The following is a 19778-nucleotide window of genomic DNA, read 5'->3' as shown; positions in this document are numbered from 1 at the left end:
ATGGTGAATAAAAATGCCTGATTTGTCAGTCGCCACGCTGCTGGGCGCCTCCTTCTGTCTCCTGTTTGCAGCGGCGCTCAGCGCCCTGCTGGTGGGGCGGCGACGCGCCTGGATAACCGGCCTGGTGTTTCCGCTCATGGGGTTGTCCGGACTGGCCACCCTGCTGGCCGCCGGTCCGGTATTGCTGGGTGCGCCCGGCTTCAGCACCACCCTGCCCCTGGGACTACCCTGGCTGCCGTGGCATCTGCACATGGACGCCCTGTCGGCATTCTTTCTCTCCCTCATCGGTCTGGGGGTGTTCGCCAGCAGCCTGTTCGGCCCCGGCTATATACGGGAATACCAACGCGGCCCCTACTCGCTGCGACTGCTGGGCCTGATGACCATGCTGTTTATCATCGGCATGCAGCTGGTCCTGCTGGCGGATGATGCGTTCTCCTTTCTGATCGCCTGGGAGCTGATGTCGGTTTCCAGCTACTTCCTGGTAGCCTTTCAGCACCATCAACCGGCCAACCGACGGGCGGCGTTTCTCTATCTGCTGATGGCCCAGATCGGCGCGGTGCTGATTCTGCTCAGCTTCGGCATCTTCGCCTCATTCGCCCAGGATTTCACTTTTGACGCCTTCCGTCAGATACAGCTCAGCCCGGTCTGGGCCTCGGTCGCCTTCACCCTGGGACTGCTCGGTTTCGGCATGAAGGCCGGCATCTTTCCGCTGCACGCCTGGCTGCCGGAGGCCCATCCGGTCGCCCCGTCCCATATCTCCGCCCTGATGTCCGGCGTCATGCTGAAGGTGGCGATCTACGGATTCGTGCGCATGACGTTCGACCTGATCGGCACCCTGCACTCCAGCTGGGGCGTGGTGCTGCTGGTGGTCGGCAGTATTACCGCCCTGTTCGGTGTGCTCTATGCCCTGATGCAGAACGATGTGAAACGGCTGCTGGCCTACTCATCGGTGGAGAACGTCGGGATTATCTTCATCGGCCTGGGGCTGTCGGTGCTGTTCATCGCCGCCGGACATCCGAAACTGGGCTCATTGGGGCTGATCGCAGCGCTCTACCATGCCCTCAGCCACACCCTGTTCAAGAGCCTGCTGTTCCTTGGCGTGGGCACGGTGCTGCAACAGACCCATGAGCATGACATGGGGAAAATGGGCGGGCTGATCCACCGTATGCCCTGGACCGCCCTGTTCTTTCTCTGCGGCTGTATCAGTATTTCGGCCCTGCCACCGTTTACCGGCTTTGTCTCTGAATGGCTGACGTTCCAGACCGCCCTGCAGGCGACTATTCTGGAGAGCGGCGTCCTGCGGGCGGTCATTCCGATCACCGCCGCAATGCTGGCCCTGACCGGTGCCCTGGCGGCCACCTGTTTCGTCAAGCTCTACGGCGTGGTGTTCCTGGGCCAGCCCCGCTCCCGGCGGGTCAAGCACGCCCGGGAGGGCACCCGGGGCATGCTCTGGGCCCAGGGCCTGCTGGCCGGGCTCTGCCTGGTGTTTGGTGTACTGGGCACCTCCACCGTAACCATCCTGGGCCGTGTGGCAGCCGGGCTGACCGGCAGCCATATCACCGCCGCCACAGCCCATGGCTGGATCTGGCTGACACCGGTAAAACCGGAGGTGGCCAGCTACAGTGGCCCGATGGTGCTGTTTGGCATCTCCCTGGCTCTGCTGACCTGGGGCAGTGTCTACCTGCTGCTGTGCAAACACCGGAAGCTCCAGCCGATCCAGCGCGGCCCCGCCTGGGGTTGCGGCTTTGGTCGGCAGACCGCCAATATGCAGTACTCCGGCACCGGCTTTGTAATGCCGATCAAACGGGTCTTCCGGCCGGTGTGGCGACTGCAACAGCTGCAGCAGCGTGAACTCTCCAACAGACTGGCCAGCTATCCGAAGTCCTTGAGCTATCAGTTGCAGGTGGAAGATATCACCTGGCGCTGGCTGTATCAGCCAGCGGCGAAACTGATTCAGTTCAGCTCGCGCAAGGTGGGCCGACTGCAGACCGGTAACCTGCGGCACTATCTTGTCTACTCCTTTGTAACCCTGGTGGTATTGCTATGGTTGATTTCCTGAATCCTGCCGACTGGTTGTTTGTCTGGCTGCAGACCGCCCTGTTTGTCTTGCTGGCCCCGCTGTTCACCGGATGGATTAAATGGCTGAAATGTCATCTGCAGAACCGTCGTCCGCCCTCACTGCTGCAGCCCTACCGGGATCTGCTGCGCCTGACCAGCAAGACCGTGCTGCTGGCGGATAACGCTTCGCCACTGTTCCGCGGCGCCCCCTATATTGTCTGCGGCTGCATGGTGCTGGCGGCATCGGTGGTGCCGTTGCTGATCCTGAATCAACCGATCAACGCCATGGCGGATGCCATCGTGCTGGTCGGCCTGTTCGCCCTGGCCCGGTTTTTCATGGCCCTGGCCGGGATGGACGTAGGGACCACGTTTGGCGGCATGGGCTCATCCCGGGAGATGACCATCTCGGCACTGGCGGAACCGGCCATGCTGATGGTGGTTTTCACCCTCTCCATGGTGGCCTCCAGCACCAACCTGTCCACCCTGATCGAGTACAACCTGAACCAGGAACTGGTGTTACGGCCCTCCATGCTGTTCGCCTTGATCGCCCTGGTGATGGTGGGTATTGCAGAGAACGCCCGCATACCGATTGACAACCCGGCCACCCATCTGGAGCTGACCATGATCCATGAGGCGATGATCCTGGAGTACAGCGGCCGGCATCTGGCGTTGATGGAACTGGCCGCCCAACTGAAACTGGTGATCTACAGCGTGCTGATTATGGATCTCTTCTTTCCCTGGGGGATCGCTACCGAAGCCTCGTTTGCCAGCCTGGGTATCGCCCTGGTGGCGCTGGCCATCAAACTGCCCATCCTGGGCGCGCTGTTGGCGGTTGGTGAAACGGCGGTGGCCAAGATGCGTCTGTTCAGGGTGCCCACCTTCCTGGCCATGAGTTTTTCCCTGGCCATGATCGGCATGTTGAGCTTCATCATTCTGGAGTCGGCAAAATGAACGGCTACCTGGACACATACAGCCACCTGACCCTGACCGAGCAGTCGATCCTGACCCTGGCCGCCATGGTGCTGGTTTCATCCTTTGCACTGCTGGCCCAATCCCGGGTGGTGGCCACCATCCGGCTGTTCGCCCTGCAGGGGTTCCTGATTGTGGTGGTCACAACACTGGTGGCGCTGGATACCCATGAGTACCACCTGCTCTATTCCGCCGCCATGACCCTGCTTCTGAAGGTCTGGTTTATCCCCTGGTTGCTGACCCGGCAGGCGAGGAAGCTGGGCATCCTGCGGGACCTGGACAGCGTGCTGCATCCGGGCGTGGTGCTGATTGCCGCCGGGGCACTGGTGATTTTCTGCTACAGCGTCGCCCTGCCAATCCAGCGCTTTGCCGAATCGATCTCCCGGGACGCCATCGCCATCAGCCTGGCGGTCGTCATGCTGGCCATGCTGATGCTGGTCACCCGGCGCAAGGCGGTAACCCAGGTGGTGGGTTTCATGTCACTGGAGAACGGCCTCTTCTTCGGCGCCCTCACCGCCACCCAGGGCATGCCCATGGTGGTGGAGCTGGGGGTGGCGTTTGACGTGCTGATCGCCGCCGTTGTGTTCGGCATCTTTTTCTTCCATATCCGGGACAGTATCGAATCACTGGATGTGGATATGCTCAATCAACTGACGGAGGTGGACGAATGAGTGCCCTGCTCTGGACACTGATCACCCCGTTACTGGGCAGTCTCCTGCTGGCGCTGCTTCCCGGCACCAGCCTGGCGTCCCGGCTCAACATTCTGATCAGTGGAGTCGCGTTCCTGTTGTCCCTCTGGCTGGCCGACGTGGCACTGCGCCAGGGCGCATTTGGCAATGAACATTTCTATATCGATGCATTCAATGTCTACCTGGTGGCCCTGACCAACCTGGTCAGTTTTACCACGTCGGTTTTCTCCCGCACCTACATGATGCACGAGTTTGAAATCGGTCGGGTCTCGGCGCCACAGATGCGCCTCTACCACGCCAGTTTTCAGGCCTTCGTGTTTACCATGCTGCTGGCCCTCACCACCAATAACCTGGGGGTACTCTGGGTGGCACTGGAGGGAGCCACCCTGGCCACCGTGCTGCTGGTCAGTCTCTACCGGACCCCGGCCTCGGTGGAGGCAGCCTGGAAGTATTTCATCCTGTGTGGTGTTGGTATTGCCCAGGCGCTGTTCGGCACCGTACTGGTCTACCTGGCGGCGGCCAAGGTGACACCGGATCCGGATCAGGCGATGCTGTGGAGTACTTTGATCGAACATGCCACCGAGCTTGAACCCACGGTGATGGCCATCGCCTTTGTGTTCCTGCTGGTGGGATACGGCACCAAGATCGGCCTGGTGCCGCTGCATAACTGGCTGCCGGACGCCCACTCGGAGGGACCGACACCCATGTCGGCGGTACTCTCCGGCCTGCTGCTCAACGTGGCGCTGTACGCGGTGGTACGTGTCAAGGTACTGGTGGACAGTGCCCTGGCGGGGGGTGAACAGCACACACCCCACCTGGCCGGTTACCTGATGATGAGTTTCGGCCTGCTGTCATTTATCGTGGCCGCCCTGTTTCTGCATCGCCAGCGGGATATCAAGCGACTGTTCAGCTACTCCTCCATCGAACATATGGGGCTGATGACTTTCGCCTTTGGTCTCGGTGGGCCACTGGCCACCTTTGGCGCCCTGCTGCACATGACGGTTCACTCCCTGACCAAGTCAGCCATTTTCGTCACCGTCGGCCAGGCCAGCCAACTATCCGGAACCCAGACCATCGACCACATACGCGGCGTGATCCAGACCCAGCCATCGATCGGCTGGGGACTGCTGATCGGCACCCTGGCGATTGCCGGCTTTCCTCCGTTTGGGGTGTTCACCAGCGAGTTTCTGCTGCTCAGCGCCACCATGCAGCAGTGGCCCTGGTTGACCGTTCCCCTGCTGGTCGGTCTTGGCGTGGCATTCGCCGGGCTGTTTCGTCACCTCCATCCCATGGTGTTCGGCAACAGGCCGGAGGGGTTGGCACCGATCAAGGTGACGGTCTGGCCGGTGGTTCTGCATCTGGCCCTGGTACTCTGGCTGGGGCTCTCCATCCCCGACTTTCTGGCCCACTGGTTTGACCAGGCCACCGTACTGATTTCCGGGAGCGGTCTGCTATGAGTGATACCTGGCTGAGTGATGTGAAGGGCCGCTTTGCGGAGGCCCGGATCCAGTTGATCGATGAGGATGAACAGCGTCTGGCACCTGCCCATCTGCTGCGGGTGGCGCCCGCCGCCTGGACTTCCGCGGTAGCGCTCTGCAAAGGGCTGTCGATGCGCTGGGCCGCCTTCTGGGCGGTGGAGCAAGCCACGGGCTTCGATGCCTTCACCTGTCTGGAACAGGAGGGGCACTACCTGTTGCTGGTGACCAGTTTGGAGGAGCCGGAACTGGACTCCATTGCCCATATCTATCCGGCCGCCGACCGCCCTCAACGGCACACCCATGACCTGCTCGGGATCGGTTTCCGGGGCCAGTTGGATAACCGCCGCTGGACCCGGCACCAGGCCTGGAACGAGGACGACTATCCGTTGCGTCGTGACTGGCAGGCGCCGAAGTCCCCCTCCCCAACCCCGCCGGATGACAGCTATCCGTTCCTGCGGGCCAGCGGCAACGCAGTCTACGAAGTGGCGGTGGGGCCGGTGCATGCGGGCATCATCGAACCGGGGCATTTCCGCTTCCAGGCGGTGGGTGAAAAGATCATCAACCTGGAGAAACACCTGGGTTATGTACACAAAGGCATCGAAAAGCTGGCCCAGGGTCGTACCCCTGACCAACTGACCCGCCTGGCGGCCCGGGTCTCCGGGGATTCCACCGTGGCACATGGCTGGGCAGCCTGCATGGGAATCGAGCGGGCATTGGGGGTCGAAATCCCCCCCAGGGCGGCCCTGCTCCGGGCCATCCTGGCGGAGCGGGAACGGATCGCCAACCACCTGGGGGACATTGGCGCGATCTGTAACGATGTGGGTTTCTCCTTCCCGCTGTATCAGCTAGGCCGACTGCGGGAGCTGCTATTGCGGGAGAATGACCGGCTGTTCGGCCACCGGCTGCTGATGGACCGGGTTGTTCCGGGCGGTGTGGCCGTGGATCTGGACCAGGCAGGGCAACAGGAGATGCTCGCCTGCTGCCGTGAACTGGAGTCCGAAGTGGCCCACCTGATCGAGATTATGGAGCGCTCCGAGTCCCTGGAGGATCGACTGATGACCACCGGCCGGCTGACCCCTGAATGGGCCGCTGAGCTGGGTTGCCTGGGCTATGTAGGACGCGCCTCCGGGCTCGATTTTGATGTACGCCGGGATGCCCCCTATGCGCCCTATCAGCAGGTCAAGGTGCGCGTGCCGGGCTACCGGGCCGGGGACGTAGCCGCCCGGGCCAAGATCCGGGCCGAGGAGATCACTGCCTCCCTGGAGCTGATCCGGCAATTTATCCAGCGCCTGGAGCCGGGCGAACTTCGCAGCCCGTTACCCGAAGGCCGGGGTGGCCAGGGCATCGGCATAGTGGATGGCTGGCGTGGAGAGATCATCAGCTACCTGGCGCTGGATGAGACCGGACGGGTCAGTCGCTTCTTCCCCCGTGATCCCAGCTGGCTCAACTGGCCGGCCCTTGAACAGCTGATCCAGGACAACATCGTGCCGGACTTCCCGGTCTGCAATAAATCGGTCAACGGCTCCTACTCGGGGCAGGATCTGTAATCATGTTGGGTATGTTTTATAAAATTCTGAAAACCGGCATCGTCACTGAGAAGCCGGCGGACGATAGCGAGATTGGCCAGTTGGCACCCGAGCTGAAACGCATGGTGGACAGGCAGTTTCGCGGCAGCCTGGCCATCCGGATGGTGGATGCCGGCTCCTGCAACGGGTGTGAACTGGAGATCCACGCGCTAAACAATCCCTACTACGGTATCGAGCAGTACGGAGTCCATTTTGTCGCCTCGCCGCGCCACGCCGACGCCCTGCTGGTGACCGGGCCGGTCAGCCGGCATATGGAGTCAGCACTGATCGATACCTACCAGGCCATGCCGAAGCCATCCTATGTGATCGCCAGTGGTGATTGTGCCTGCGACGGTGGTGAGTTCGGCGTCAGCTACGCCTCCTGCGGGGCGATCGAAAATGTGTTGCCGGTGGATCTGAAGATTCCCGGCTGCCCCCCTTCCCCTGCCCAGCTGATGCGCGGACTGCTGCTGCTCATGGGGCAGAGAAACCCGACCACCCTCCGCTGACAGGCCCCCTGCCACGGCGGATCCGTTGCAGCCGCCTGGTCAACGCCCCATACTCACCGAGCTAAAATCAGTATATGCAGACTGATAATAACAACGATAAGCATAATAGCAGCTTATAGATAAGGAAAAATATTGTTACTTCTCCTGACGCTTCGCCACTGTCAGAATTGGTGGGATCTGGAGAATAAGTCAAAGACTCAGGGGATTATTATGTCCAAACAACATCCGATCGTTGCCGTTACCGGCTCATCCGGCGCGGGGACCTCAACTGTCAAGCGCGCCTTTGAACACATTTTCTACCGTGACGGGGTGACTCCAGCCATAATCGAAGGCGACAGCTTTCACCGTTACGACCGCTTCGCCATGCGCGAGGCCGTCGCCGAGGCGTCAAAACGGGGCGAGAACCTGAGTCACTTCGGCCCCGCCTCCAACCTGTTTAACGAACTGGAGAACCTGTTCAAATCCTACGGCGAACACGGCACCGGCAAGAAGCGCTACTACCTGCATAGTGAAGAGGAAGCGGCCGAGCACAACGCCCGCCTGGGGACCAACCTGGGACCGGGACAGTTCACCCCCTGGGAGGATATTCCCAGCGAGACCGACCTGCTGTTTTACGAGGGTCTGCACGGTGGCGTGGTAACCGATGAGGCCAATGTGGCCCAGTATGTGGATCTGTTGATCGGGGTTGTGCCTATCGTCAATCTGGAGTGGATTCAGAAGATTCATCGGGACAATGCGGAGCGCGGCTACTCGGCAGAAGCGATCGTGGACACGATCCTGCGACGCATGCCCGATTACATCAACTACATCACACCGCAGTTCTCCCGAACCGACATCAACTTCCAGCGGGTCTCCACGGTGGATACCTCGAATCCGTTCATCGCCCGGGATATCCCCAGCCCGGACGAAAGTTTCGTGGTGATCCGCTTCCGGGATCCGAAGAAGTTCCACATCGACTTCCCCTACCTGCTCTCCATGCTGCACGACTCGTTCATGTCGCGGCGTAATTCACTGGTGGTCCCGGGCGGCAAGATGGGGCTGGCCATGGAGATCATTCTGACCCCGATCATCGAGCAGATGATGGGCGAAAGAAACCGCTGAAAGCCTAATCAGTAAGGATCGGCTCAGGCCCGCCGGAGTATCTGTCCGGCGGGCCTGAGCCCTATGGTGAAGCGGTTATTGGGGCGCCTGGGGCAGGGGGATGGTCTTGCCGTTGACGTTCAGCAAGCCGCCGGACAGGGTTGCCCGGGTGGAAATCATACCGTCCTGGGCCACCACAATCTCCTGGCCCAGCATCTGGGTCAGCTGACGACTGCCCAAAGAGTCGGCCATCTCGCTGATCTGTTCCGGGCCCGGCACCTTGCTGTCGGGATCGATCAAGCGGCGCTGTTCAAACTGGCGCAACAGATCAGCTTCCAGCTTCTTGCTCAGCAGCAGCTCCAGCAGTGGCCGGGGCATCTGCAGAGAGGCCTCCGCCACCAGCTTGTTGAGCAACGCGGGGCCATTACCGATCTCCTTCAACTCCAGGCCCACCGACTGCAAGGAGAGATTTCCGGAGATCTGTCCATCGGGAGTCTGTATAGACAAATGGTCAATCGTCAGTAGCGGATCGCCCTTCAACAGAGCCGGCGCATTACCCATCAGCACACTCAGCACTGCCCGTCCCTTCTCCTGCTCCGATAACTGCTGGGTGTTGATCTCATCCATCGCCTGCTGTATCTCCAGCAGCGCCGGTGACGACAGGTTACCGACGCCCAACTGGATACGGGCCGGCCCATAGCGGGTTCCATTGACCTCCATCTGCTCCAGCTGGTAACTGGCTGAGGCAGCGACCCCACTGCCGGTCATCTCGCTCTGCGCATCAATGTCCAGCTGACGTATCTCCAACCGGGTGTCATCCTGCTGACCCCGCAGGCCGATATGACTGATCGACAGACGTCCGCCGCCCAGCATCAGACCGGAAGCATCCAGTTGGGAGCCGGTATCGACCGTCACATCACTGATTTCCAGAAATTGCCCGTCCGCCTGCTCCATCCGCAGCGTGGGCATAGCCATATTGGCCTCCACCTGCGTGAACTCGGCGTTGAATCGCATCTCCCCCTGTATGCCACCAAAGTGAATGGTCGGCCGTTCCCCACTGGCCGGAATATCACTGGCCGGCAGGTCGATCCGCGTCACACCGTCGCCCATGATGCCCACCAGGGTGGTGATAGTAGCGTCATAATCGGCCGGCAACAGCGCCTCACCATCCACCCGGATATCGCTCTGGATATCGGCCAGATGCAATCCACTGCTGGTCAACGGGCCGTGGGTGATGTGACTTACCAGGGAAAAAGTGAGCTGCTCCGGTTCGCCGCCCTCCGGCCCGGCCGGCAGGGTGATGACAAAATCGGCCCGGCTCTCGGCACCAAACCAGTTGCGCTGGTACTCCTGAGACACCAGGTTAACCCCACCTTTTGCGAACTGCTGCATCAGGCCCTGGTAATGGGGTTCCACCTGATACCCGATGACGCCTGGTGCCGCCAGCAGAACCGCACCCAGCACCACGAACAGGGCGATAAAACGCTTCATAATTTCCCTCACGTTATTTTTTAATCCACCGTGCCCGGAACCGGACACACTCCCCACAGCCACCAGGCCAATCGCCCAGGCAACCTGAATCGCCGCGTCGGATCAGATCACGACAGCACGAACCATCCCTAAATCTAAAATGCGCTTAAATGCCGACTTCAGCCCACCGCCCGGTTGCTGTCTGCTTCCAGCGCCCGCTCGATAACGGCCAGGATTGAATCCGGGTCGAGACCCGCTTCATGCAGCTGTTCGGCCGGGGAAGCGTGTTCGATGAACTGGTCAGGCAGGCCCAGGTTGATGGCGCGCACCTGGTGCTGAATAGCCGCCAGATATTCATTCACAGCCGACCCGGCCCCACCCTGGATGACATTCTCCTCCAGGGTGATCAACAACCGATGGCCATCCGCCAGCTGCCGCACCAGCGCCTCATCCAGCGGTTTTACAAAACGCATGTTGGCGACCGTGGCATCGAGCTTTTCCGCCACCTTGAGCGCCGCATCCAGGGGACTACCGAAGGCCAGGATCGCCACCTCCTGTCCGCTGCGTCGAATCTCCCCTTTGCCCAAGGGCAGGGTCTCCAACTCCTCCACAACCTGGGCGCCGCACCCGCCACCACGGGGATAACGCACCAAGGCCGGCCCCTCATGCTGGTAGGCGGTCTGCAACAGTTTCCGGCACTCGTTTTCGTCGCCCGGCGCCATCACCACCATGTTGGGGATACAACGGGCATAACTGAGATCGAAACTGCCGGCGTGGGTGGCACCGTCGGCACCCACCTGGCCGGCACGATCAACAGCGAAGGTAACGTCCAGATTCTGCAGGGCCACATCGTGGATCAGCTGATCATAGGCGCGCTGCAGAAAAGTGGAGTAGATCGCCACCACCGGTTTCACTCCGTCACAGGCCAGACCGGCCGCAAAAGTGACGGCGTGCTGTTCCGCGATACCCACATCGTAGTAACGATCGGGAAACCGCTCGGCAAACTGCACCATGCCGGAACCGGAGCACATGGCCGGGGTAATCGCCACCAGCCGCTTGTCGGCGCTGGCCGCATCACACAACCAGTGACCAAATATCTCCGTGTAGCTGGGACCGGCACCACTCTTCTTGTCCATCTTACCGGTCTTGGGATCAAACGGGGTGACGCCGTGGTAGGCGCGCGGGTTGCCCTCTGCCGGCTTGTAGCCCCGGCCCTTCTGGGTTACCACGTGCAGTAATCGGGGACCCTGCATCGCTTTCATGTTCTGCAGGGTAGCGGTCAGGGTCTCCAGGTCATGCCCGTCGATCGGACCGATATAGTTGAATCCCAGCTCCTCAAACAGGGTGCCGGGCATCACCATACCCTTCATATGTTCTTCCCAGCGACCCACCAGTTCAGAGATTTGCGGCAGGTTACTGAGGGCCGACTTGCCCCCTTCCCGCACCCGGGTGTAGACCTTGCTGGAGAGCAGACGCGCCAGGTGATTTCTGAACGCACCCACCGGATCCGAAATGGACATGTCGTTGTCATTCAGCACCACCAGCAGATCCAGATCCAGTGCACCGGCATGATTGAGCGCCTCAAACGCCATGCCGGCACCCATGGCGGCATCGCCGATCACCGCCACCACCTTGCGCTTCACCTGCAGCCGTTTGGCAGCCGCCGCCATACCCAGTGCGGCACCGATGGAGGTGCTGGAGTGGCCGGTACCGAAGGTATCGTAATCACTCTCTTCGCGACGCGGAAAGCCGGAGATGCCACCCTGCTGGCGCAATGTGTTCATGCGCTCGCGACGGCCGGTCAGAATCTTGTGGGGATAGGCCTGGTGGCCCACATCCCAGACCAGCCGGTCTTCCGGTGTGTTCAGGACGTAGTGCAGGGCGATGGTCAGTTCCACCACCCCGAGTCCGGCGGCCAGGTGGCCACCGGTGCGGGAGACGGTGTCGATCAGGAAGCTGCGCAGCTCGGTGGCCAGCAGGGGCAGACGTTCAGGCGGCAGCAGGCGTAAATCACCCGGATATTCAATACTGTTTAGCAATTTGAACGTTCCAGGCGCTTCCGACCCACTGCTCTGTTGCTGTTCTGACATGCCCTTACCCGTTAGTTCCACTGGAGACCCCGGCGGTCATTCTAGAGTATAGACGCCGGTCAATATCCACCCGTTTTACGGTGAAAGCAGGCTTCCACGCCGGGTGATCGTACTAATTGAATAGTAAAGCGGGTAATTTTAGCGCATCCGGCAGTATCAAGTCCCTACCTAATTTGCTGGATCTCCTCCAGACCATCACCCAGCAGAAAATCGTGGAAAGCCTGCGCCGAAGGAGAGAGTCGCTTGCCCCGGCGGTGCACCATGAACCATTTTTTCAATAACGGGAAACCTTCCACATCCAGGGTCACCAGTCGGCCGGTCTCCAGCTCCAGCTCGATGGTATGGGCCGATACCACGGCAAGGCCCAGACCAGCCCGTACCGCCTGCTTGATCGCCTCCCCGCCATTCAGTTCCATGCCACTGTGCAGTTCAAGCCCCTGTTCCTGGAAAAAGCGCTCCAGTGCCAAGCGGGTTCCCGACCCCGCTTCCCGCATCAGGAAGGTCTCCTCGGCCAGGGTCTGCAAAGCGATATTGGACTCCCCCACCAGCGGGTGATCGGGTGGCGCAATCACCACCAGCGGGTTATCCATGAACTCTTCGTAATCCAGGTCGAGCGCTTCCGGCGGCTGTCCCATCAATACCAGATCCTTCTCGTTCTGCTCCAGCATCCGCATCAACTCCTTACGGTTATTCACCGAGAGACTGAGCCGTACCCCGGGATAGCGGCGGGAAAAGGCCCCCAGCGCCCGGGGAGCGAAGTAGTTGACGGTACTGGCCACAGCAATATCCAGACGGCCACGGCTCAGCCCTTTCTGTGCCTCCATCACCTCCTCCATCTCATCCAGTTGACGGAAGATCGCCTTGCCATAGGTGTGGAGTTCCCGACCGGCCGCTGTGAGGTGAATTTTCTTGCCCAGCTTTTCAAACAGCGGCAGGCCCACGTTCTCCTCTAACTGTTTGATTTGCATGGAAACCGCTGGCTGACTAAGATATAGTTCATCGGCCGCCCGGGTAAAACTCAAATGCGTGGCTACTGCCTCGAATACTTTCAATTGCCGAATTGTGAAATTCATACCGATCACCCCATACTTACTTATAAGCGCCACCTTATCACAACAATCAAAAAGTTTGAGTTTTATTTATAGTGATCGCCCGATATAGTCTCCCCACCTTCTCCGGGAGAAGCCGAACCGAAAACCGCACTGTACGCAGACCGCCAAAACAAAATTTGAGAGTAGTGAGGTAACTACAGATGTCCCTTGACCAAACCAGTCGCTATGCCGACCTGAGTCTGAACGAAGACAAGCTGATCGCTGACGGTAACCACATCCTGGTTGCTTACACCATGGAACCTGCTGCCGGTAACGGCTATCTCGCTACTGCAGCACATTTCGCGGCCGAATCATCCACCGGCACCAACGTGGAGGTCTCCACCACGGACGACTTCACCAAAGGGGTCGACGCACTGGTATACGAGATTGATGAAGCCAACGGCATCATGAAAATCGCCTACCCGAACGAACTGTTCGATCGCAATGTGACCGATGGCCGGGTCATGCTGGTCTCCTTCCTCACCCTGACCATTGGTAACAACCAGGGCATGGGCGACGTGAAGAACGCCCAGATGCAGGACTTCTACATTCCGCCCAAGATGCTGCAACTGTTCGACGGCCCGTCCAAGGACATCAGTGATCTGTGGCGCATCCTCGGCCGCCCGGTGCAAGATGGCGGTTACATTGCCGGCACCATCATCAAACCGAAACTGGGTCTGCGCCCCGAACCGTTTGCCGAAGCTGCTTACCAGTTCTGGTTGGGTGGTGACTTCATCAAGAACGACGAACCCCAGGGTAACCAGGTGTTCTGCCCCATGAAGAAGGTCATGCCGCTGGTGGCTGACGCCATGAAACGGGCCCAGGACGAGACCGGCCAGGCCAAACTGTTCTCCGCCAACATTACCGCGGATGACCACTACGAGATGATGGCCCGTGCCGATTACATTCTGGAAACCTTCGGCGAAAACGCCTCCCATGTGGCGTTCCTGGTGGATGGCTACGTGGGTGGCCCCGGTATGATCACCACCGCCCGTCGCCAGTATCCCAACCAGTACCTGCACTACCATCGTGCCGGCCATGGAGCGGTCACTTCGCCTTCCTCCAAACGCGGCTACACCGCCTTTGTACTGGCCAAGATGGCCCGTCTGCAGGGTGCCTCCGGTATCCACGTGGGTACCATGGGCTACGGCAAGATGGAAGGTTCACGGGATGACAAGGTAATCGCCTACATGATCGAGCGCGACAGCTGCGACGGTCCGTTCTATCACCAGGAGTGGTACGGCATGAAACCCACCACCCCGATCATCTCCGGTGGCATGAACGCACTGCGCCTGCCCGGCTTCTTCGAGAACCTGGGCCACGGCAACGTGATCAACACCTCCGGTGGCGGCTCCTACGGCCACATCGACAGCCCGGCGGCTGGCGCCATCTCCCTGCGTCAGGCCTACGAGTGCTGGAAAGAGGGTGCCGATCCGGTCGAGTACGCCAAGGAGCACAAAGAGTTTGCCCGCGCCTTCGAGTCGTTCCCGCAGGATGCGGATACGATCTACCCCGGCTGGCGGGATCGTCTGGGCGTGCACAAATAAGCAGCCGCTCCTAGTTGTGCAGACTAAAAACCCCGTACCAGAGTACGGGGTTTTTTAATGGACAAACGGTCCCTTTGCGCCGGGTTGCAAAACTGGCGTGGGTAAGCCTGTTGGCAGGCTGTCCAGGGAAGGCTTTTGGGCAGTTTTGGCCACAAAAGTACCTCGCCAAAGACCGCCAGGTCAGGCGAAACCCCCTTCGCAGCTTAATCGTCTCTTCCCCGTTCATCTGTGAAACAACATTTTTGGCATCACTGAATCGGGCCTGAGGCGGCCCGCTGAAACGGTGGATAAGCAGAAGCCCCGCGTCACTTACGCAAGAATCTGCCTCAACGCCTCCAGCAGCAGCCGGCTCTGCTCATCAGTCCCTACGGTGATGCGCAGGAACTGGTCGATTCGGGGCTGGCGGAAGTGGCGCACAATAATGGACTGCTCCCGCAGACGGGCCGCCAACTCTGCCCCATCCTGTTCGGGATGGCGCACAAACAGAAAATTGGCTGCGGAGGGAAGCACCTGGAAACCGAGTTCGCCGAGCCGCTCCGCCAGTTGCTCCCGGGTACTGATTACCCGTTGACAGGTGTCGCTGAAGTAGGCCCGATCCTCCATCGCCGCCACTGCTCCGCTAATGGCAAAACGGTCCAGTGGATAGGAGTTGAAGCTGTTCTTGATCCGCTCCAGCGCCTCGATCAATCCCTCATCCCCCACCGCAAAACCGACCCGCAAGCCAGCCAGGGAGCGTGACTTGGAGAGAGTCTGGATCACCAGCAGGTTGGCGTAACGATCCACCAGGGCGACAGCTGACTCGCCGCCGAAATCGATATAGGCCTCATCCACCACCACCACTGAATCCGGGTTGTTCTGCAGGATGGTCTCGATAGCAGCAAGCGGCAGCAGGCGGCCAGTCGGGGCGTTCGGATTGGGGAAGATGATCCCGCCATTGGCCATTTGGTAATCCTGCGGATCGATCTCGAACGCCTCGGTCAACGGCACCTGTACGAAGTCAATTTCGTAGAGGCCGCTGTAGACCGGATAGAAGCTGTAGGAGATATCCGGGAACAGCAGGGGCAAATCGTGTTTCAGCAGCCCCAGAAAGGTGTGTGCCAGCACCTCGTCAGAGCCGTTGCCGACAAATACCTGCGCCGGTGTCACACCGTGGAAGTCGGCAATCGCCTGCTTCAGCCGGTCGGCATTCGGGTCGGGATAGAGCCGCAGGCTCTCTGCCGCCTCCGCCGCCATTGCCTGCAGGGCCCGGGGTGACGGGGGATAGGGGTTTTCGTTGGTGTTGAGCTTGATCAGATCGGTCTGTTTGGGTTGCTCCCCCGGCACGTAAGGGGTGAGGGTCTGAACGATCGGACTCCAGAAACGATTCATAGCGGGACCTGATGCCATCCTGTGGGGTTTTGTAAGCAGCAGATCATACCGCTAACGGGACGCCGTTCCCATAGGCGACAGACCAGCCAATCACGCATCGACGCTACCGGGGATCTCTGTCAGAATCCAATGCTGGAAGATTATCCCTAGCCCCTAAGGAGAGCACTATGTCCGTCCGTTATGCCATGCTTGCCAGTGTCCTGCTATTCACCATGACTCCGGCAGCTGCCGAAGATATGCAGATCTCCCCGGGCCTGTGGGAGGTTCAGATCACCTCGAAGATGCCCATGCTGCCCCAACCGACCGTCAAGAGCATGCAGCACTGTTTCACCACCGGCCAGTTATCTCCCGACAAGATCATGGAAAACTCCAGCAACTGTGAATTCAGCGACGTGCAATCGAGCGGTTCTGAACTGAACTGGAAAATGAGCTGCACCGGGCATGGCGGCAGCATGAGCGGTACCGGCCACTTCGAGTCCGCAGGCACCAGTATGAACGGCACCCTGCTGATGACCATGCAGATGCAGGGCCAGCAGATCACCATGGAGCATCAATGGTCGGGTAAACGGATCGGCGACTGCCCCTGATCAATCCGGCTCTTCAAACAAGCCCCTGCAGCCTTGTTCAGGCTTAACACGGGCGACCCGAACGGGTCGCCCGTGTCCCCACTACCGCCTCCAATCACAGACACCTGCAAGAAGTTAGATCCACTTCTTAAAAAAAATATTATAAAACTATTGCAATCCTATGATATTGCGTTATTTTTACAATAAATCGCGAAGGAGGCACTACTATGTTGAATAAACTGGATAAAGAGATCTGCCATCGCTGCCCCCATGAAGTGGTGACAGGTGTAGCCTGCGACTGGCGCCCCATGGACCAATGTCCTTACCTGGCGTCTGAGACATCACCCAGGCGAAGCCGCGGTGTGCATCTGGTGCCGCTCCCCCTCTCCAGCGAAACCGACGCGATACGCAGCATCGACTGATCAGCCGGCGAGCCGGGAGCGACGGCCCTGCTGGCTTTGCGACAAACCCGGCGGGCGATGCAATTGCCGTTATACTGTTAGCTGTGCGCCGCAATCAGCGGCCCGCTAGCAGAGTTATCAGCGCAATTATCTCTCTATGTTGCCACCGCCACCCGACCCCCACGCCATTGCCGTTCTGCTGCTGATCGTGGTGGCCCTCTACCTGTTCACGCGGGACAAGATCCCGTTAGAGACCTCCTCACTGCTGATCCTGATCAGTCTGGTGGTGGGATTTGAAACCTTCCCCTACAGCCGTGACGGCATCACCCTGCAGCCCGGGGACTTTTTCAGCGGCTTCGGCAACGAGGCGCTGGTGGCCATCTGTGCCCTGATGATTATCGGCCAGGGCCTGGAGAGCACCGGTGCCTTGCGCCCCCTGGCCGCTCTGCTGTCCAGGCTTTGGGCCACCCGGCCACTGATCTCATTCCTGGCCACCCTGCTGTCCGCCGCTCTGCTCAGTGCGTTTCTCAACAACACACCGATAGTAGTGATGCTGCTGCCGATCCTGATCAGCGTCTCGATCCGCAACAAACAGTCCGCCTCCGGCATCCTGCTCCCGATGGGTCTGGCCACCCTGCTGGGCGGCATGACCACCACCATCGGCACCTCCACCAACCTGCTGGTGGTGGGTATCGTAGCGGACCTGGGCCTGCACCGGTTCGGTATGTTCGACTTTGCCCTGCCGGTACTGGTGGCGGGTAGTGTCGGGCTGCTCTACCTCTGGCTGCTGGCACCGCGCTTGCTGCCGCCGCGCCAGGCACTGTTGTCCGATATGTCGCCCCGGGTGTTCGACGCCCAGCTCTACATCAACCGGGAGAGCTTCGCCAACGGCAAGACCCTGGCCGAGATACTGGAGAAGACCGACCGGCGCATGAAGGTGGAGAAGATCCAGCGCGGTGACGGACTCAATGTGACCCGTCTGCCAACCGCCGTACTGCACGAGGGTGACCGCCTGCTGGTGCGGGACACGCCGGAGCTGCTGAAGGAATATGAACAGCTGCTGGGCGCCACCCTGTATAACACCAGCGACATCGAAAATCCGATTGACGAGGAGCACCCCCTCTCGTCCGAAGGCCAACTGCTGGCCGAAGTGGTGGTGACGGAAGGCTCCCCCCTGTACCGTCGCACCCTCAAGGAGCTGCGCTTTGCGGAGCACAACAACCTGGTGATCCTGGCCATTCACCGCACCCAGACCCAAGGCCAGCAGATCATCAAGCGCGGCATGGGGGATATACGCCTGGAGAGCGGCGACGTACTGCTGATGCAGGGGGCAGCGGAACGTATCGAGGCGCTGAAAAGCAGCGGCAAGCTGCTGGTACTGGATGCCTCGATCTACCTGCCGGAGACCCGCCGGGCCCGTCTCGCCCTGCTGATCATGGCGGGCGTGGTGATCGGTGCCGCCAGCGGACTGCTGCCGATCGCCACCAGCGCCCTGTGTGGTGTCGGACTGATGCTGCTGACCCGCTGCCTGGACTGGGAGGATGCCGCTTCGGCCCTCAGCACCCGGGTGATCCTGATCGTGGTGGTGAGTCTGGCACTCGGCATGGCCCTGATGGAGACCGGCGGGGCTGACTATATCGCCAGACTCTATGTGGCACTCTCCACCGGACTGCCGATCAGCGCAGTGCTGGGGGGACTGATGCTGATGATCGCCATCCTCACCAACGTGGTCTCCAACAATGCGGCGGCCGTAATCGGCACCCCCATCGCCATCAGTATTGCCGGTCAGTTGGGCCTGCCCACCGAACCTTTCGTCCTGGCGGTCCTGTTTGGTGCCAACATGAGCTACGCCACCCCCATGGGTTATCAGACCAACCTGCTGATCTTCAGCGCAGGCGGCTACCGGTTCAGCGACTTCCTGCGCGTGGGCATCCCCCTCACCCTGATCATGTGGGCCGGCCTGCTGGGCATGTTGATTCTGCTCTACGACCTTTAAAAACCACGCCACCGCCCTTACTATGGGGAGCGCTATCCGTCGTTGTAGAAATCAGACTGACCTGAAGGATCATCCATGATTGAAAAGAGCCTTGAACGGGCAATGTACGCCATGCGCTGGGCACTGGCACCCATCTACCTGGGGCTGAGTCTCGCCCTGCTGGCCCTGGGCATAAAGTTTTTCCAGGAGGTGTTCCACCTGCTGCCCAGTATTCTCACCGTATCCGAGACCGACCTGGTACTGGTGGTACTGTCGCTGATCGATATGGCCCTGGTGGGCGGCCTGCTGGTGATGGTGATGTTCTCCGGTTATGAAAACTTTGTCTCACAACTGGACGTGTCGGAAGATACCGAAAAGCTCGCCTGGCTCGGCAAACTGGACACCAGCACACTGAAGAACAAGGTGGCGGCCTCCATTGTGGCGATCTCCTCCATCCATCTGCTGAAGATCTTTATGAACGCGGTCAATATCGACAACGAAAAGCTGCTCTGGTATGTGATCATGCACTTGACCTTTGTCGCCTCCGCGGTGGCCATGGGCCTGCTGGATACCAAGACCCGCCATCACTGATCTTCTTGGCCAGCATGATCAACCTTCATTTGATGACGCTATTTAGGGTAAAATCAGCCGGTTATCGGAGTGCCGGCGGCTGTCCGCCCGCATACCCCCTCCCCCACCTTGCCTGACTATTTGGAGTTAAAATGACCCAGCCGGAAACGCAAATCGAGGCACCGTCCAAAACCGTGGTCACGGTGACCAAAGCCGATCTGCCGCTCACCTGCCCCCGGGCTGACGATCCCACCACCGGCCTGCATCCGCGTGTCGCCATTCCACTCAAGAATCCCGGTGACGAGGCCAGCTGCCGCTACTGCCGGACCCGTTATCGCCTGGTGGAGTGAGT

The 19778-nt window shown here is 60.1% G+C and carries 17 protein-coding genes; 13 read left to right on the top strand and 4 right to left on the bottom strand.

Translation table 11 applies throughout. The features are described from left to right. Window positions 1–13 precede the first annotated feature (13 nt). The 7 genes from hyfB (at window position 14) to AAY24_RS15670 (ending at window position 8369) form a co-directional block, all read left to right on the top strand. Entirely contained in the window at window positions 14–2059 is a 2046-nt protein-coding gene (gene hyfB / locus AAY24_RS15700) for a hydrogenase 4 subunit B (RefSeq protein ID WP_046860485.1), read from the top strand. Further along, window positions 2044–3009 carry a respiratory chain complex I subunit 1 family protein gene (locus AAY24_RS15695; protein WP_046860484.1) on the top strand — a complete coding sequence of 322 codons (966 nt, stop codon included), beginning with the start codon at window positions 2044–2046 and terminating at the stop codon, window positions 3007–3009. The genes hyfB and AAY24_RS15695 overlap by 16 nt, the downstream gene beginning before the upstream one ends. Next, complete coding sequence (locus tag AAY24_RS15690) at window positions 3006–3698, top strand: formate hydrogenlyase (RefSeq protein ID WP_046860483.1); 693 nt, start codon at window positions 3006–3008, stop codon at window positions 3696–3698. Before AAY24_RS15695 ends, AAY24_RS15690 begins: the two co-directional genes overlap by 4 nt. Further along, window positions 3695–5173, top strand: coding sequence for a hydrogenase 4 subunit F (locus AAY24_RS15685; protein WP_046860482.1), 1479 nt, complete (start codon window positions 3695–3697; stop codon window positions 5171–5173). Before AAY24_RS15690 ends, AAY24_RS15685 begins: the two co-directional genes overlap by 4 nt. After that, a complete protein-coding gene (locus AAY24_RS15680; protein WP_046860481.1) occupies window positions 5170–6741 on the top strand; it encodes a hydrogenase large subunit in 1572 nt (523 codons plus the stop codon). Before AAY24_RS15685 ends, AAY24_RS15680 begins: the two co-directional genes overlap by 4 nt. Before the next feature lie 2 nt (window positions 6742–6743). Next, window positions 6744–7268, top strand: a complete 525-nt coding sequence (locus tag AAY24_RS15675; protein ID WP_046860480.1) for an NADH-quinone oxidoreductase subunit B family protein — start codon at window positions 6744–6746, stop codon at window positions 7266–7268. A 210-nt stretch (window positions 7269–7478) separates the two neighbouring features. Then, entirely contained in the window at window positions 7479–8369 is an 891-nt protein-coding gene (locus AAY24_RS15670; RefSeq protein WP_046860479.1) for a phosphoribulokinase, read from the top strand. 75 nt (window positions 8370–8444) lie between these two features. Here the strand turns inward: AAY24_RS15670 and AAY24_RS15665 are convergent, their stop codons facing one another. The 3 genes from AAY24_RS15665 to AAY24_RS15655 all read right to left on the bottom strand — a co-directional run bounded on the left by AAY24_RS15665 (window position 8445) and on the right by AAY24_RS15655 (window position 12981). Next, on the bottom strand, window positions 8445–9839 hold the full coding sequence (locus AAY24_RS15665; protein ID WP_046860478.1) for a YdgA family protein: 1395 nt from the start codon (window positions 9837–9839) through the stop codon (window positions 8445–8447). A gap of 158 nt (window positions 9840–9997) precedes the next feature. Then, a complete protein-coding gene (gene dxs, locus AAY24_RS15660) occupies window positions 9998–11908 on the bottom strand; it encodes a 1-deoxy-D-xylulose-5-phosphate synthase (protein WP_046860477.1) in 1911 nt (636 codons plus the stop codon). A 164-nt stretch (window positions 11909–12072) separates the two neighbouring features. Beyond that, window positions 12073–12981 carry a LysR family transcriptional regulator gene (locus AAY24_RS15655; protein WP_046860476.1) on the bottom strand — a complete coding sequence of 303 codons (909 nt, stop codon included), beginning with the start codon at window positions 12979–12981 and terminating at the stop codon, window positions 12073–12075. Window positions 12982–13160: 179 nt separating this feature from the next. On the opposite strand from AAY24_RS15655, the gene AAY24_RS15650 reads away from it, so the two are divergent. Further along, window positions 13161–14546 (top strand): ribulose-bisphosphate carboxylase, encoded by a 1386-nt coding sequence (locus AAY24_RS15650; RefSeq protein ID WP_046860475.1) that lies wholly within the window; start codon window positions 13161–13163, stop codon window positions 14544–14546. A gap of 309 nt (window positions 14547–14855) precedes the next feature. On the opposite strand, the gene hisC is transcribed toward AAY24_RS15650, so the two are convergent. Further along, a complete protein-coding gene (gene hisC / locus AAY24_RS15645) occupies window positions 14856–15914 on the bottom strand; it encodes a histidinol-phosphate transaminase (RefSeq protein ID WP_046860474.1) in 1059 nt (352 codons plus the stop codon). A 167-nt stretch (window positions 15915–16081) separates the two neighbouring features. Here hisC and AAY24_RS15640 point away from each other — a divergent pair, with 167 nt between their 5' ends. The 5 genes from AAY24_RS15640 to AAY24_RS15625 all read left to right on the top strand — a co-directional run bounded on the left by AAY24_RS15640 (window position 16082) and on the right by AAY24_RS15625 (window position 19776). Then, the gene (locus AAY24_RS15640) at window positions 16082–16501 is read left to right on the top strand and encodes a DUF3617 domain-containing protein (protein WP_046860473.1); all 420 of its coding nucleotides are present in this window, start codon (window positions 16082–16084) and stop codon (window positions 16499–16501) included. Window positions 16502–16707: 206 nt separating this feature from the next. Then, entirely contained in the window at window positions 16708–16902 is a 195-nt protein-coding gene (locus tag AAY24_RS19285) for a hypothetical protein (protein WP_199930403.1), read from the top strand. Window positions 16903–17038: 136 nt separating this feature from the next. Beyond that, a complete protein-coding gene (locus tag AAY24_RS15635) occupies window positions 17039–18877 on the top strand; it encodes an SLC13 family permease (RefSeq protein WP_046860472.1) in 1839 nt (612 codons plus the stop codon). Window positions 18878–18952: 75 nt separating this feature from the next. After that, a complete protein-coding gene (locus AAY24_RS15630) occupies window positions 18953–19447 on the top strand; it encodes a TIGR00645 family protein (protein ID WP_418064571.1) in 495 nt (164 codons plus the stop codon). A 131-nt stretch (window positions 19448–19578) separates the two neighbouring features. Next, complete coding sequence (locus tag AAY24_RS15625) at window positions 19579–19776, top strand: hypothetical protein (RefSeq protein WP_046860471.1); 198 nt, start codon at window positions 19579–19581, stop codon at window positions 19774–19776. The last annotated feature ends 2 nt before the right edge of the window (window positions 19777–19778 follow it).

The sequence above is a fragment of the Sedimenticola thiotaurini genome (genome assembly GCF_001007875.1).
In the GTDB taxonomy this organism is placed as follows: domain Bacteria; phylum Pseudomonadota; class Gammaproteobacteria; order Chromatiales; family Chromatiaceae; genus Sedimenticola; species Sedimenticola thiotaurini.
Note: the sequence above shows the minus strand (reverse complement) of the source record. Positions and strands in the feature narration are given on the sequence as shown.